Genomic DNA, 14,446 nt, shown 5'->3' on the forward strand with positions numbered 1-14,446 from the left:
AGAATCCTTGCTTAGGTAGCTAAATAAAGCGACCCCTATTGTAGACAGAGGCGAGCACCCTTTTAGAACAATTTCAGCGGGGCTTCATCCAACGCCGCCATTTGTTCACGCAGGGCGAGGATCTGATCGCCCCAATAGCGCGGCTGGCCGAACCAGGGGAAGCTGGGCGGGAATGCCGGGTCATCCCAGCGCCGCGCCAGCCACGCGCTGTAATGCAACTGGCGCAGCGCCCGCAGCGGTTCGATCAGGGCCAGCTCGCGCGGGTCGAAATCGTGGAACTCGTTGTAGCCGTCGATCAGTTCGGCCAACTGCCCCAGGCGCTCCTGGCGGTCGCCGGCCAGCATCATCCACAGGTCTTGTACGGCGGGGCCCATGCGGCAGTCGTCGAGGTCGACCACGTGGTACACGTCTTCGCGGTGCATCAGGTTGCCGGGGTGCAGGTCGCCATGCAGGCGGATGAGCTGGTGCGGGGTGCGGGCGTAGATGTCCTCGACCCGCTTGAGCAGGTCGCGGGCGACTGACGCGTACGCCGGCAGCAGCTCGCGGGGTACAAAACCCCCATCGAGCACAGTGTTCAGCGAGGCATGGCCGAAACTGTCCACAGTCAGCGCTTCACGGTGAGCGAACGGTTTGCAGGCGCCGACGGCATGCAGGCGGCCAAGCAGTTGCCCCAGGCGGTAGAGCTGGTCGAGGTTGCCAGGCTCCGGGGCATGGCCGCCACGGCGCGGGAACAACGTGAAGCGAAAGCCCTGGTGCTCGAACAAGGTGCGGCCGGCGTGCTGCATGGGCGCTACGACCGGCACTTCGCAATCGGCCAGTTCAGCGGTAAAGCTGTGTTCTTCGAGGATGGCCGCATCGCTCCAGCGGCCAGGCCGGTAGAACTTGGCGATCAGCGGCTGCGCCCCCTCGATGCCCACCTGGTAGACGCGGTTCTCGTAGCTGTTCAGTGCCAGCACCCGGGCATCGCTGAGAAAGCCGAGGCTTTCCACGGCGTCCAGGACCAGGTCAGGGGTGAGGGTATCGAACGGATGGGACATGGGAGCTCCGGGGAGTATACGGCATGGGCTCCATGGTACAGGGTTATCCCTGTAGCGTACCCGTAGGGTTTACCCGCGAACCGCCTGCGCCACGGCCGGCCTAGGCAGGCACCCCGAGCAACACATAGGCAGGGTGGAACTGAACCCGTACCTGCTGGCCGGCCAACCAATCCGCCTCTGCCATGGCGCACAGCGTTTGCCCGTTGCCCAGCGCCAACCGGACTTCATTGGGCCCGTCGGCCTCCACCAGCACGTCTTCTACCGTGGCCCGCAGGCAATTGCTCCCCGCTTCAGGCTTGTCCCCCTCGGCCAGCAACTGCACCCAGCCTGCCTTGAGTAGTGCCACCACCCTGCTGCCCAAGGTCAGCTCCAATCGCGCGGTGCTGTCGTGGGTGATCAGCGCGTCGATCTCCAGCCCGCCACCCAGCGCCAGGCTGACCCGGTCATAGCGGCCCTCACGGCGCAGGCCGCTGACCTGGCCCTGCAGCTGGTTACGCGCGCTGGTGCGTAGCATCAGGCGCCCAAGCAAGTCGAGGTCGCTGGAGTCTTCCGCGGCCTCGAGAATTTGCGCCTGTAGGGCCTGCAGCCTTTGGTACAGGCGCAATACGCGCTGACCCTCCACCGACAGCCGGGCGCCTCCACCCCCACGCCCGCCAGTGCTGCGCTCGACCAACGGCTGACTGGCCAGGTTGTTGAGCTCATCGATGGCGTCCCAGGCTGCCTTGTAGCTGATGCCCGCCGCCTTGGCCGCACGGGTGATCGAGCCTTGCTCGGCAATGTGCTGCAGCAGTGCGATGCGCTGCGGGCGCCGGGCGATGTGCTGGGTGAGTAGAGTGGGCAAGGACATGGGCATCCGGTCGCTGTAGGGGCCTGGGGCGAATAGTGTGGCGTAGCGGCAGGGTTATACATACCCCGGCTTCGGCGTACGCGCCAGGCAATACACATCCACCCGCTGTGCCCCGGCTTTGCGCAACACCTCGGCAATGGCCTGGGCGGTAGCGCCAGTGGTCAACACGTCATCGACGATGGCGACGTGCTTGCCAGGCAGATCACCGGCGACCGCAAAGGCCTGGCGCAGATTGCGCCGCCTGCCTTTGGCACTCAACCGCTGCTGCGCGGGGGTTTCCCGAGTGCGCAGCAGTACCCGCTCATCGCACGGTATGCCCACGTGCGCCGCCAGCCAGCGGGCCAGCAGCCCGGCCTGGTTGAACCCACGCTCGCGCAGTCGACGCCTGGCCATGGGCACAGGCAACAGCAGTTCAGGGCGTGGCAACCCCTCGGCATAGCGGTAGCGTAGCCCTTGCCCAAGCAACTCGGCCATCAAACGCCCCAACGGCCACTGCCGGTTGTGCTTGAAGCGGCTGATCAACGTGTCGACCGGAAAGCCGAAATGCCACAGGGCAAAGACCTTTTCGAACGCCGGCAAGCGGCGGCTGCACTGGGCGCAGGCGAGGCCGGCCATGGGCAGTGGCAGGGCGCAGTAGCGGCAATGGTCGCCCAGCCAGGGCAGCTCTTGCTCACAACCGACGCACAGCGGGTAGTGTTGCCCGGCAGGCGCGTCGCACAATAAACAAATCTGGTTAATAAGTGAGCACTTGTAAACCAGTCGTTTCCAGTTGAGTTGACAGTTCATAGGCCATCCGTGACTATGCGAGTTATCCGTGATGCGCTGACGGGCTTTCCTGTCCCCGCGCCAGCTTAAGCCTAAACAAGGAAACGCCGATGAGCGCCAGCACAACTGCAACAACACGTCACGACTGGTCCCTGGCCGAGGTCAAGGCCCTGTTCCAGCAGCCTTTCAATGACTTGCTGTTCCAGGCGCAGACGGTGCACCGCGCGCATTTCGACCCCAACCGCGTGCAGGTTTCGACGTTGCTGTCGATCAAGACCGGAGCCTGCCCGGAAGATTGCAAATATTGTCCACAGTCCGGCCACTACAACACTGGGCTGGAAAAACAGAAGTTGATGGAAGTGCAGAAGGTGCTGGAAGAAGCAGCACGCGCCAAAGCCATTGGCTCGACCCGCTTCTGCATGGGCGCGGCGTGGAAGCACCCGTCGGCCAAAGACATGCCTTATGTGCTGGAGATGGTCAAAGGGGTGAAGGCCTTGGGCCTGGAAACCTGCATGACCCTGGGCAAGCTCGACCAGGAGCAGACCCAGGCCCTGGCCCAGGCCGGCCTCGACTACTACAACCACAACCTCGACACCTCGCCGGAGTTCTACGGCAGCATCATCACTACGCGCACCTACAGCGAGCGCCTGCAGACCCTGGCCTACGTGCGCGATGCGGGCATGAAGATCTGCTCGGGCGGCATCCTGGGCATGGGCGAGTCGCTGGACGACCGCGCCGGGCTGCTGATCCAGCTGGCCAACCTGCCCGAACACCCCGAGTCGGTGCCGATCAACATGCTGGTCAAGGTGGCCGGTACGCCGCTGGCCGAGGAGGAAGATGTCGACCCGTTCGACTTCATTCGCATGCTGGCCGTAGCCCGCCTGTTGATGCCCAAATCGCATGTGCGCCTGTCTGCCGGCCGTGAGCAGATGAACGAGCAGATGCAGGCCCTGGCCTTCATGGCCGGTGCCAACTCGATTTTCTACGGTGAAAAACTGCTGACCACTGCCAACCCGCAGGCTGACAAGGACATGCAGCTGTTCGCGCGTCTGGGCATCAAGCCTGAAGCACGCGAGGAGCACGCCGACGAAGTGCACCAGGCCGCCATCGAGCAGGCGCTGGTCGAGCAGCGCAGCAGCGAGATGTTCTACAACGCCGCGACCGCCTGAGATGGCTTTCGACCTGGCGGCGCGCCTGGCCGAACGGCGCGTTGCGGACCTGTACCGGCAACGGCCACTGCTGGAAAGCCCGCAGGGCCCGGAGGTGGTGGTCGACGGCCAGCGCTTGCTGGCCTTCTGCAGCAACGATTACCTGGGCCTGGCCAACCACCCCGAGGTGGTTGGCGCCTGGCAGGCCGGTGCCGAGCGCTGGGGTGTCGGTGGCGGTGCGTCGCACCTGGTGATCGGCCATAGCACCCCGCACCACCAGGTCGAAGAGGCGCTGGCTGAACTGACGGGGCGCCCACGTGCGCTGCTGTTTTCCACCGGCTACATGGCCAACCTGGGCGCCATCACCGCGCTGGTGGGGCAGGGCGACACGGTGCTGCAGGACCGCCTGAACCATGCCTCGCTGCTCGATGGCGGGCTGCTCAGCGGTGCGCGGTTCAACCGCTACCTGCACAACGACCTGGTCAGCCTGGCCAGCCGCCTGGACAAGGCCGTTGGCAATACTCTGGTGGTCACTGACGGTGTGTTCAGCATGGACGGCGACCTGGCCGACCTGCCGGCCCTGGCCGAGGTCGCCCGCGCCCGGGGTGCCTGGCTGATGGTCGACGATGCCCATGGCCTGGGCACCCTTGGCGCTCAGGGCGGTGGTATCGTCGAGCACTTCGGCCTGGGCGTGGACGATGTACCGGTGCTGATCGGTACGCTGGGCAAGGCCTGCGGTACTTCCGGTGCCTTTGTTGCCGGGAGCGAGGAACTGATCGAGGCGCTGGTGCAATTCGCCCGCCCCTACATCTACACCACCAGCCAGCCACCGGCACTGGCCTGCGCCACGCTGAAGAGCCTGGAGCTGCTGCGCCGCGAAAGCTGGCGCCGCGAGCACCTGGCCGCGTTGATTCGCCAGTTCCGTGAAGGCGCGCAGCAGATCGGCCTGGAACTGATGGACAGCCCCACACCGATCCAGCCGATCGTGATTGGCGACAGCGCGCAGGCCTTGCGCCTGTCGCGCATGTTGCGCGAGCGCGGCTTGCTGGTCACCGCCATCCGCCCACCGACCGTACCGGCGGGCAGTGCCCGTCTGCGCGTAACATTGAGCGCCGCCCACAGCCAGGCGCAGGTGCAGCTATTGTTGAATGCATTGGCCGAGTGTTATCCACAATTGGAGAACGCCGATGCGTAATCGTCTTGTACTGCTGCCCGGCTGGGGCCTGGGCACTGCCGCACTGGAACCGCTGGCCGCCAGCCTGCGCGCCCAGGACCCCCGTCTGCAGGTAGAGCTGATGCCCCTGCCGGAATTGCCCCACAGCGATGTTGAGGGCTGGCTTGAGCACCTCGACCGTAAATTGCCGGGCGATGTCTGGCTAGGTGGCTGGTCGTTGGGCGGCATGCTCGCCAGCGCCCTGGCACACAAGCGTGGCGACCACTGCTGCGGCTTGCTCACCTTGGCCAGCAACCCCAGTTTCGTTGCCCGTGGCGACTGGCCGCATGGCATGGCCGAAGACACCTTTGGCACTTTCCTCGACGGCTGCCGCAGCCATACCCAAGTCACCCTGAAGCGCTTTCGCAGCTTGTGCAGCGATGGCGCCCAGCAGCCGCGTACCCTGCTGCGCCAGCTGGGTGTCGGCGTACCGGACACCGACCCTCTGTACCTCGCCACCGGCCTTGAAGTGCTGGCCAAGCTGGATACCCGCGAAGCCCTGCAGGCTTACGGCGGCCCGCAACTGCACCTGTTCGCCGGCAGCGATGCGCTGGTGCCGGGCGAGGCAGCCAAGGCCTTGAGCGAGCTGCTGCCCGATGTGGAGGTGGGCCTGGTAGAAGACAGTTCCCACGCCTTCTTGCTGGAGTACCCGCAAGAGCTGGCGGCTGGCATCAAGAGTTTCCTGCATGAGAGTGGCGATGACTGACCTTTCCTGTCCGACCCTGCCCGGCGCTTTGCCCGACAAACGCCAGGTAGCGGCTTCGTTCTCCCGCGCTGCAGCCAGCTACGACAGCGTAGCCGCGTTGCAGCGCGCCGTGGGCTTGAGCCTGTTGGGGCAAATGCCGGCCGGCTGGCAGCCATTGCGCTGGCTGGACCTGGGCAGCGGTACCGGCCATTTCAGCCGTATCCTGGCTGAGCGGTTCGCCCAGTCCAGCGGTGTGGCGGTGGATATCGCCGAAGGCATGCTGCGCCATGCCCGCAATGAACAACGCGGTGCGCACTACCACGTGGCCGGCGACGCCGAGCGTTTGCCATTGCGCGATGCCAGCGTCGACCTGGTGTTCACCAGCCTGGCCGTGCAATGGTGCGACCAGTTCGCCAGTGTGCTGGCCGAAGCGCTGCGGGTACTGCGCCCGGGCGGCGTGCTGGCCTTCAGCAGCCTGTGCGTAGGTACCCTCGACGAACTGCGTGCCAGCTGGCAGGCGGTGGACGGCCTGGTGCATGTAAACCGCTTCCGCCGTTTCGAGGACTACCAGCGCCTGTGTGCCGCCAGCGGTTTTGAGCAGCTTGAGCTGCATCGCTGTGCGCATGTGCTGCATTACCCGGACGTACGCAGCCTGACCCACGAACTGAAGGCGTTGGGGGCGCACAATCTCAACCCTGGGCGACCGTCCGGGTTGACTGGCCGGGCACGCATGCAGGGCCTGCTGCAGGCGTACGAGGCATTTCGCCAGCCTGCCGGGCTGCCAGCCACCTATCAGGTGGTCTATGGTGTGTTGCGCAAGCCACAGGCGTAAGGGGAGCAAGATGAGCAGGGCCTATTTCATCGCCGGAACCGATACCGATGTCGGCAAGACCACCGTCGCGGCCGGTTTGCTGCATGCGGCGCGGTTGCAAGGCTTGAGCACCCTGGGCGCCAAGCCGGTGGCCTCTGGGTGCACGATGACCCCCAACGGCTTACGCAACAGCGACGCCCAGGCGCTGATTGATGAAAGCACCATCAAGTTGCCCTATGGGCAGGTCAACCCGTTTGCGTTCGAGCCTGCAATTGCGCCGCATGTGGCCGCCCGCGAGGCGGGGGTGACTTTGGAGGTGGCAGAATTGCTGGCGGCCATGCGCAATGTGTTGCAACAAAATGCCGATTTCACGTTGGTAGAGGGGGCTGGGGGCTGGCGTGTGCCGCTTTCGGGGCTGGAGAACCTTTCAGATCTGGCGGTGGCCCTGCAGTTGCCGGTGATTCTGGTGGTGGGGGTGCGGCTGGGGTGTATCAGCCATGCCTTGCTCAGCGCCGAGGCGATCGAGCGCGACGGGCTGCAGTTGGCAGGCTGGGTGGCGAACATCATCGAGCCGCGCACTTCACGGCTTGAAGAGAACCTGGCCAGCCTGGCCGAGCGCTTGCCAGCGCCTTGCCTGGGGCGGGTGCCCAAGCTGAAGCAGGCCAGTGCAGACAAGGTGGCTGAGCATTTGCAGCTGGATTTGCTGGATTAGGTGCTGGAATACTCAGGGCCTATCAACTGGCACCGGGCCATTAGCGATTTAAACGGGCCTTTTTACCGACGGCCTGTTTTAATGGGTTGTGTTCCTATCCAGCGTCAATGGAGTCCTGACATGGAAATCACCGGTAGCTCCGCCTATTACGCGGGCCTGAGCGCTATACAAGCCGGCCAGAACCGCGTCGATCAGGCTGCCAGCCAGATCGCCAACACCACCGCCGAACGTACCGCCACCAGCCAGTCCAGCGACTTCCAGGCCGAACGCCTGCGTGCGGTCGACCGCAGCCAGCAGATGGACCTGGCCACCAGCCTGGTGCAACAGGCGGTCGGCAAGACCGAAGTCGAGCTTGGCGCAAAGGTCGTCAAGGCATCCGACGAAATGCTCGGCCGGATCATCGATACCTACGCCTGACAGAGTGCCGATTTCGAATAACACATAGCCCCTGTAGGAGCGGGCGTGCCCGCGAAAGCGTCAGCTCAGGCAACCCATTGCCTGGCCGGGCCCTTTCGCGGGCATGCCCGCTCCCACAGGGTATTGTTTTTATTGAGCTTGGCATAAACGCCATTTTTCGCGGCGTAAATGGCACTATCGTCCCTCCTTGACAGAAGCCGGAGCTAAACGTAAGTTTCAAACAACTGTTTGACAGACGCCGCGGCGCACGCGGGTCACCCCACAGAACTCACCTAGAGGTTCATCGCAATGCCTGACTACAAAGCCCCCTTGCGTGATATCCGCTTCGTTCGCGACGAGCTGCTCGGTTACGAGGCGCACTATCAGAGCCTGCCGGGTTGCCAGGACGCAACGCCCGACATGGTCGACGCGATTCTTGAAGAAGGTGCGAAGTTCTGTGAGCAGGTGCTGGCGCCGCTGAACCGTGTGGGTGACCAGGAAGGCTGCACCTGGAGCGAGTCGGGCGTGAAAACCCCAACCGGCTTCAAGGCGGCTTACGAACAATTCGTCGAAGGCGGCTGGCCCAGCCTGGCACATGATGTGGAACACGGCGGCCAGGGCCTGCCAGAGTCGCTGGGCCTGGCCCTGAGCGAGATGGTCGGTGGTGCGAACTGGTCGTGGGGCATGTACCCGGGCCTGTCCCACGGCGCCATGAACACCATTTCTGCGCACGGCACCGCCGAGCAGCAGCACACCTACCTGACCAAGCTGGTGTCGGGCGAATGGACCGGCACCATGTGCCTGACCGAGCCACACTGCGGTACCGACCTGGGCATGCTGCGCACCAAGGCCGAACCGCAGGCTGACGGCAGCTACAAGGTGTCGGGCACCAAGATCTTCATTTCCGCCGGTGAGCACGACATGGCCGAGAACATCGTGCATATCGTTCTCGCGCGCCTGCCGGATGCTCCGGCCGGTACCAAGGGCATTTCGCTGTTCATCGTGCCGAAGTTCCTGCCCAATGCCGAAGGCGGTGTGGGTGAGCGCAATGGCGTGAGCTGCGGCTCGATCGAACACAAGATGGGCATCCACGGCAACGCCACCTGCGTGATGAACTTCGATGGCGCCACCGGCTACCTGATCGGCCCGGCCAACAAAGGCCTGAACTGCATGTTCACCTTCATGAACACCGCGCGCCTGGGTACCGCGCTGCAGGGCCTGGCCCACGCCGAAGTCGCGTTCCAGGGTGGCCTGAAGTACGCCCGCGAGCGTTTGCAGATGCGCTCCCTGACCGGCCCCAAGGCACCGGACAAGGCCGCCGACCCGATCATCGTCCACCCGGACGTGCGCCGCATGCTGCTGACAATGAAAGCGTTCGCCGAGGGCAACCGCGCGATGGTCTACTTCACCGCCAAGCAGGTGGACATCGTCAAGTACAGCCAGGATGAAGAAGAGCGCAAGAAGGCCGATGCCCTGCTGGCCTTCCTCACCCCGATCGCCAAGGCGTTCATGACCGAAGTCGGTTTCGAAGCGGCCAACCATGGCGTGCAGATCTATGGCGGTCACGGCTTCATCGCCGAGTGGGGCATGGAGCAGAACGTGCGTGATAGCCGTATCTCGATGCTGTACGAGGGCACCACGGGCATCCAGGCCCTCGACCTGCTCGGCCGCAAGGTGCTGATGACCCAGGGCGAAGCGCTGAAGGGCTTCACCAAGATCGTGCACAAGTTCTGCCAGGCGCAGGAAGGTGTCGAGGCGGTCAAGGAGTTCGTCGAGCCGCTGGCAGCCATCAACAAGGAATGGGGCGAGCTGACCATGAAAGTGGGCATGGCTGCCATGAAAGACCGCGAAGAAGTGGGTGCGGCCTCCGTCGATTACGTGATGTATTCCGGCTACGCCTGCCTGGCCTACTTCTGGGCCGACATCGCCCGCCTGGCCGCTGAAAAGCTGGCCGCCGGCACCAGCGAAGCGGCGTTCTACACCGCCAAGCTGCAGACCGCGCGCTTCTACTTCCAGCGCATCCTGCCGCGTACCCGCACGCATGTGGCGGCCATGCTGTCGGGCGCCAACAACCTGATGGACATGGACGAAGAGAGCTTCGGCCTGGCGTACTGATTCAACCGCTGTTGCCAGAACCCGCCTGCCCTCACCGGCAGGCGGGTTTTTTTGTTCAGGCCCAGGCCACTCGACAACCCTGGCCGATTTGAAATTCAACTGTTCGGGTACGCTGCCGATGAAATAAGGGCACAATGCCACTATTGATCTGCCGGGTCGGAGATTACCCTTGTTTCGTTTTAACGCTGTACGTGCCAGCCATTTCCTGCCCTCGCTGCTGCTGCTGTTGGCAGGGCTCGCCGCAGCTTATGTGAGAGACCTCAGTGTGTTTTTCACATCGCTGTTCAATGTTCTGCCCACCTTGGTGCTGCTGCTGGGTGGCGCTTACTGCGCGGTGTATCGTCGCCAACGTGAGCTGTTTCTGATGCTTACGGTATACATCGCCTACTTTCTGCTCGACACCCAGACCGACTTCTACCGCGACCACGGCCGTGTGCGCGAGGATGCAGCGGTGGTCTTCCACCTGGTATGCCTGCTGTTGCCGGCATTGTTCGGCCTGTATGGTGCCTGGCAGGAGCGCACCCACCTGCTGCAAGACCTGGTGGCCCGTGGCGCCGTGCTGTTTGCCGTGGGCAGCGTGGCAGTGGCCCTGGAGCAAAGCTACCCCGAGGCGCTGTTGACCTGGTTGGCGGAGATTCGCTGGCCGACCTTGCATGGCCAGTGGATGAGCCTGATCCAGTTGGCCTACCCGCTGGTCGCGGGGGTGTTCATCCTGCTGGTGGTGCAGTACCTGCGCGCGCCGAGGCCGTTGCACGCGGCCCAGATCATCGGTCTGCTGGGCATTTTCTGGATGCTGCCGCAAACGTTCATCCTGCCGTTCACGCTGAACATCATGTGCAGCCAAGTGATGTTGATGATCGCCGCAGCAGTTGCGCACGAGGCCTACCAGATGGCCTTCCGCGACGAGCTGACCGGTTTGCCCGGCCGGCGTGCGTTGAACGAGCGCATGCAGCGGCTGGGTCGCAACTATGTCATCGCCATGACCGACGTTGACCACTTCAAGAAATTCAACGACACGCACGGTCACGATGTCGGCGATCAGGTGTTGCGCCTGGTGGCCAGCCGTTTGGCCAAGGTCACCGGTGGTGGGCGTGCCTACCGCTATGGGGGAGAGGAGTTCGCCTTGGTGTTCGCGGGCAAGACCGCCGAGGAATGCGTGCCCCATGTGGAAGCGGTGCGCGAGGTGATCGCCAACTATGTGATGCACCTGCGCGACAAGTACAACCGCCCGCAAGACGATACCGCCGGGCGCCAACGCCGCGCCGGCAGCAGCGGCGGCACGGTTTCGGTGACCATCAGCATTGGCGTTGCCGAGCGCCAGGCCGATCACCGTAACCCCGAAGCCGTGCTCAAGTCGGCCGACCAGGCGCTCTACGACGCCAAAGGCGCAGGGCGCAATTGTGTGGTGGTGCATGGCCAGCAATCGCGGCGTGGGGCTGTACGTACTGCGTGACCAAAATAGACTAAGCGGTCTATTGATGACCCTATGTCTCGTAAATGTTGTTCGGTTACACTGGCATCAACCCCAGTGTCGCGGTACCCCGAGACCGCCCAGCCCCCACTTGCGAGAGGTTGTCATGGCTGACTATAAAGCGCCCGTGCGCGACATGCGCTTCGTACTGAATGAAGTGTTCAACGTGGCTGAGCAGTGGGCGCAATTGCCCGGGCTGGCCGAAGTCGTCGATGCCGATACGGCCATGGCCGTACTGGAGGAGGCTGGCAAGGTGACCGCCAAGACCATCGCACCGCTCAGCCGCACGGCCGATGAAGAGGGCTGCCACTGGGACAATGGCGCGGTGCGCACACCGGCCGGCTTCATCGAGGCCTACAACACCTACGCCGAAGGTGGCTGGGTGGGCGTGGGTGGCGACCCGCTGTTTGGCGGCATGGGCATGCCCAAGGCCATTTCGGCGCAGGTCGAGGAAATGGTCAATGCCTCGAGCCTGGCCTTTGGCCTGTACCCGATGCTGACCGCCGGCGCCTGCCTGTCGATCAACGCCCACGCCAGCGAGGCGCTGAAGGAAAAGTACCTGCCCAACATGTACGCCGGTGTATGGGCTGGCTCCATGTGCCTGACCGAACCGCATGCGGGTACCGACCTCGGCATCATCCGCACCAAGGCCGAGCCACAGGCGGACGGCAGCTACAAGGTCAGCGGCACCAAGATCTTCATCACCGGCGGCGAGCACGACCTGACCGAGAACATCATCCACCTGGTGCTGGCCAAGTTGCCGGATGCGCCGGCTGGGCCGAAGGGCATCTCGCTGTTCCTGGTGCCCAAGTTCATGGTGAACGAGGATGGCAGCCTCGGTGCGCGCAACCCGGCCACCTGTGGCTCCATCGAGCACAAGATGGGCATTCAGGCGTCGGCTACCTGCGTCATGAACTTCGACGAGGCTGTGGGCTATATCGTCGGTGAGCCGAACAAAGGCCTGGCAGCCATGTTCACCATGATGAACTACGAGCGCCTGGGGGTCGGTATCCAGGGGCTGGCGACGGCCGAGCGTTCCTACCAGAATGCCGTGGAGTACGCGCGCGACCGTTTGCAAAGCCGTGCCCCCACCGGCCCGCAAGCCAAGGACAAAGCCGCCGACCCGATCATCGTCCACCCGGATGTGCGGCGCATGCTGTTGACCATGAAGGCACTCATCGAGGGCGGCCGCGCGTTTTCCACCTATGTGGCCATGCAACTGGACAGTGCCAAGTACAGCGAAGACCCTGGCGTGCGCAAACGCAGCGAAGAACTGGTGGCATTGCTTACGCCGGTGGCCAAGGCCTTCCTGACCGACCTGGGCCTGGAGTGCGCGGTGCACGGCCAACAAGTCTTCGGCGGGCATGGCTACATCCGTGAATGGGGCCAGGAGCAACTGGTGCGTGATGTGCGCATCACCCAGATCTACGAGGGCACCAACGGCATTCAGGCCCTCGACCTGATGGGCCGCAAGGTGGTGGCCAGCGGCGGCGCCTACTACACGCTGTTCTCTGACGAAATTCGCCAGTTCATGGCCAGTGCGGGTAGCGAGCTGGATGAGTTCACCCGCCCCCTGGGTGCTGCGCTCGGCCAGCTGGATGGGCTGACTGAATGGGTACTGCAGGAGGCCAAGGGCAACCCGAATGAAATTGGCGCAGCATCGGTCGAGTACCTGCATGCCTTTGGTTATGTCGCCTATGGCTACATGTGGGCATTGATGGCGCGGGCGGCGAAGGCGGGGGAGGGCGACGAGGCGTTCTATTCGGGCAAGCTGGGCACGGCGCGGTTCTACTTCGCGCGCTTGCTGCCACGGGTGGATTCGCTGGTGGCCTCGGTGAAGGCGGGCAGTGAGTCGCTTTACCTGCTGGATGCCGAACAGTTCTAGCTGATTCAGGGGCCGCACAGCGGCCCCTGTGCTTCGCGTATCTGCGAATGCCTCTCTTGTGTAAGCCTTTTCCTACACAACGTGGTGACTTTTCACCACTGTTCTCAGATTGGATCCACGGCTAATCTTTACCACATGGACGTTGCGCAGGAAGCGCAAAGGACAGATCAAGGATGGCGACGAAGGACCACCTGCCAGGATGGCGGGGCGATACGGATGTCACAGGGAAACAGTCTGGAAAACCCCGCTTCGGCGGGGTTTTCTTTGCGCGCGTGTTTTATCAGGCCAGCACATCCAGCGGTGATGCGCCCAGCTGTCGCGCGTCTGTCTCTTCTTCCAGCAGCGTACGCAGCAGTTCGACCGATGCCTGCTGGCGCTGGGCATCGCGGAACACCAGCCCTACCTTCAACGGTACTCGCGGCTCGCTCAGCGGCTTCCACAACAGCCCTGGGTAGTCCTCGGCGGCGTCTTTGGCCCGGCCTGGCAGAATGGTTGCCAGCGCGGTGTGCGCCAGGCTGTCGAGAATACCCGCCATGTTGTTCATCTCGGCCTGCACCTGCGGCCGCCGCCCCTGGCTGGCTAACTGGGCCTGCCAGATCTGGCGGATCTGAAACTCCTCGCCCAGCATCAGCATGGGCAACTCGGCCGCCTGGCGGATGGACACCTTCTTGAAATCCTTCAGTGGGTGGGTGGCGGGTATCACCAATTGCAGCTCGTCCTCGTACAGCAACAGGCCATGCAGGCCGGGCTGGCGTGGCGGCAGGTAGCTGATGCCGATGTCCAGGTTACCGCTGAGCAGGCGCCGCTCGATCTCCAGCCCCGATAACTCGTAGATCTGCACCACCAGGTGGGGTTGGGCCTTGCGCAGCCGTTCGAGCAATTGCGGCACCAGGCTGGGGCGTACCGTTTGCAGCACACCGATGGCCAAGGTGCGCAAAGACTGGCCCTTGAAATTGCGCATGGCCTCGTGGGCACGCTGCAGGCCATCGAGCAGCGGCAGAGCATGGTTGTACAGGGTATGGGCCGCCAGGGTCGGCAGCAGGCGCTTGTTGCTGCGCTCGAACAGGCTCAGGTCCAGGCTGTGTTCCAGTTGGCGGATCTGTTGTGAAAGCGCTGGCTGTGACAGCGACAGGCGCTCGGCGGCGCGGCCGACGTGGCCCTCTTCGTACACCGCGACGAAATAACGCAGTTGGCGAAAATCCATAAGTGATACTTATCAAAAGTGCTGGAAAATCGAAATGGCCGTAACCCCTCGTGGCGCCTAGTCTATCGCCGTATTCCAACGGGTTACAGCGCTGAATCAGTCGATTGTTACCGTGGATGAGAAACACTTTTGATAGGCAAGACAAAATAATGAGCGG

General features: G+C 63.6%; 13 protein-coding genes. 9 read left to right on the forward strand and 4 right to left on the reverse strand.

All coding sequences use genetic code 11. The features are described 5' to 3' along the window. Positions 1 to 62: 62 nt before the first annotated feature. The 3 genes from FPB55_RS01790 to FPB55_RS01800 all read right to left on the reverse strand — a co-directional run bounded on the left by FPB55_RS01790 (position 63) and on the right by FPB55_RS01800 (position 2,670). On the reverse strand, positions 63 to 1,037 hold the full coding sequence (locus tag FPB55_RS01790; RefSeq protein WP_009681525.1) for a serine/threonine protein kinase: 975 nt from the start codon (positions 1,035 to 1,037) through the stop codon (positions 63 to 65). Positions 1,038 to 1,137: 100 nt separating this feature from the next. Beyond that, positions 1,138 to 1,884, reverse strand: coding sequence for a TOBE domain-containing protein (locus FPB55_RS01795; RefSeq protein WP_144187432.1), 747 nt, complete (start codon positions 1,882 to 1,884; stop codon positions 1,138 to 1,140). 54 nt (positions 1,885 to 1,938) lie between these two features. Beyond that, positions 1,939 to 2,670 carry a ComF family protein gene (locus tag FPB55_RS01800; RefSeq protein ID WP_144187434.1) on the reverse strand — a complete coding sequence of 244 codons (732 nt, stop codon included), beginning with the start codon at positions 2,668 to 2,670 and terminating at the stop codon, positions 1,939 to 1,941. An 89-nt stretch (positions 2,671 to 2,759) separates the two neighbouring features. Between FPB55_RS01800 and bioB the strand changes: the two genes are divergently transcribed. From bioB to FPB55_RS01845, 9 genes are all read left to right on the forward strand, one after another. Beyond that, positions 2,760 to 3,818 (forward strand): biotin synthase BioB, encoded by a 1,059-nt coding sequence (bioB, locus tag FPB55_RS01805; RefSeq protein WP_009681528.1) that lies wholly within the window; start codon positions 2,760 to 2,762, stop codon positions 3,816 to 3,818. A gap of 1 nt (position 3,819) precedes the next feature. After that, positions 3,820 to 4,992: an 8-amino-7-oxononanoate synthase gene (gene bioF, locus FPB55_RS01810; protein ID WP_144187436.1), complete on the forward strand. Its 1,173-nt coding sequence runs from the start codon at positions 3,820 to 3,822 to the stop codon at positions 4,990 to 4,992. Further along, positions 4,985 to 5,716, forward strand: coding sequence for an alpha/beta fold hydrolase (locus FPB55_RS01815; protein ID WP_009681530.1), 732 nt, complete (start codon positions 4,985 to 4,987; stop codon positions 5,714 to 5,716). Before bioF ends, FPB55_RS01815 begins: the two co-directional genes overlap by 8 nt. Beyond that, positions 5,709 to 6,527: a malonyl-ACP O-methyltransferase BioC gene (gene bioC, locus FPB55_RS01820; protein ID WP_009681531.1), complete on the forward strand. Its 819-nt coding sequence runs from the start codon at positions 5,709 to 5,711 to the stop codon at positions 6,525 to 6,527. Before FPB55_RS01815 ends, bioC begins: the two co-directional genes overlap by 8 nt. A gap of 10 nt (positions 6,528 to 6,537) precedes the next feature. After that, positions 6,538 to 7,218 carry a dethiobiotin synthase gene (gene bioD, locus FPB55_RS01825; RefSeq protein ID WP_115293290.1) on the forward strand — a complete coding sequence of 227 codons (681 nt, stop codon included), beginning with the start codon at positions 6,538 to 6,540 and terminating at the stop codon, positions 7,216 to 7,218. 120 nt (positions 7,219 to 7,338) lie between these two features. Further along, entirely contained in the window at positions 7,339 to 7,635 is a 297-nt protein-coding gene (locus FPB55_RS01830) for a hypothetical protein (protein WP_009681533.1), read from the forward strand. A gap of 288 nt (positions 7,636 to 7,923) precedes the next feature. Further along, entirely contained in the window at positions 7,924 to 9,729 is a 1,806-nt protein-coding gene (locus tag FPB55_RS01835) for a phenylacyl-CoA dehydrogenase (protein ID WP_029886352.1), read from the forward strand. 169 nt (positions 9,730 to 9,898) lie between these two features. Next, positions 9,899 to 11,182 carry a GGDEF domain-containing protein gene (locus FPB55_RS01840; RefSeq protein WP_009681535.1) on the forward strand — a complete coding sequence of 428 codons (1,284 nt, stop codon included), beginning with the start codon at positions 9,899 to 9,901 and terminating at the stop codon, positions 11,180 to 11,182. Between the two features lie 124 nt (positions 11,183 to 11,306). Beyond that, on the forward strand, positions 11,307 to 13,085 hold the full coding sequence (locus FPB55_RS01845) for an acyl-CoA dehydrogenase C-terminal domain-containing protein (protein WP_144187438.1): 1,779 nt from the start codon (positions 11,307 to 11,309) through the stop codon (positions 13,083 to 13,085). A 280-nt stretch (positions 13,086 to 13,365) separates the two neighbouring features. Here FPB55_RS01845 and FPB55_RS01850 read toward each other — a convergent pair whose 3' ends face one another. Then, positions 13,366 to 14,289 (reverse strand): LysR family transcriptional regulator, encoded by a 924-nt coding sequence (locus tag FPB55_RS01850; RefSeq protein WP_144187440.1) that lies wholly within the window; start codon positions 14,287 to 14,289, stop codon positions 13,366 to 13,368. Positions 14,290 to 14,446: the final 157 nt, after the last annotated feature.

It is taken from the genome of Pseudomonas sp. BJP69 (genome assembly GCF_007633355.1).
Classification (GTDB): Bacteria; Pseudomonadota; Gammaproteobacteria; order Pseudomonadales; family Pseudomonadaceae; genus Aquipseudomonas; species Aquipseudomonas juntendi.

Bases quoted from the DNA above. Each gene is read 5' to 3' on its own strand.
- bioD (WP_115293290.1), top strand. From the start codon at position 6,538: ATGAGCAGGGCCTATTTCATCGCCGGAACCGATACCGATGTCGGCAAG.
- bioF (WP_144187436.1), top strand. From the start codon at position 3,820: ATGGCTTTCGACCTGGCGGCGCGCCTGGCCGAACGGCGCGTTGCGGAC.
- bioC (WP_009681531.1), top strand. From the start codon at position 5,709: ATGACTGACCTTTCCTGTCCGACCCTGCCCGGCGCTTTGCCCGACAAA.
- FPB55_RS01850 (WP_144187440.1), bottom strand. From the start codon at position 14,289: ATGGATTTTCGCCAACTGCGTTATTTCGTCGCGGTGTACGAAGAGGGC.
- FPB55_RS01830 (WP_009681533.1), top strand. From the start codon at position 7,339: ATGGAAATCACCGGTAGCTCCGCCTATTACGCGGGCCTGAGCGCTATA.
- FPB55_RS01795 (WP_144187432.1), bottom strand. From the start codon at position 1,884: ATGTCCTTGCCCACTCTACTCACCCAGCACATCGCCCGGCGCCCGCAG.
- FPB55_RS01790 (WP_009681525.1), bottom strand. From the start codon at position 1,037: ATGTCCCATCCGTTCGATACCCTCACCCCTGACCTGGTCCTGGACGCC.
- FPB55_RS01800 (WP_144187434.1), bottom strand. From the start codon at position 2,670: ATGAACTGTCAACTCAACTGGAAACGACTGGTTTACAAGTGCTCACTT.
- bioB (WP_009681528.1), top strand. From the start codon at position 2,760: ATGAGCGCCAGCACAACTGCAACAACACGTCACGACTGGTCCCTGGCC.
- FPB55_RS01835 (WP_029886352.1), top strand. From the start codon at position 7,924: ATGCCTGACTACAAAGCCCCCTTGCGTGATATCCGCTTCGTTCGCGAC.
- FPB55_RS01815 (WP_009681530.1), top strand. From the start codon at position 4,985: ATGCGTAATCGTCTTGTACTGCTGCCCGGCTGGGGCCTGGGCACTGCC.
- FPB55_RS01845 (WP_144187438.1), top strand. From the start codon at position 11,307: ATGGCTGACTATAAAGCGCCCGTGCGCGACATGCGCTTCGTACTGAAT.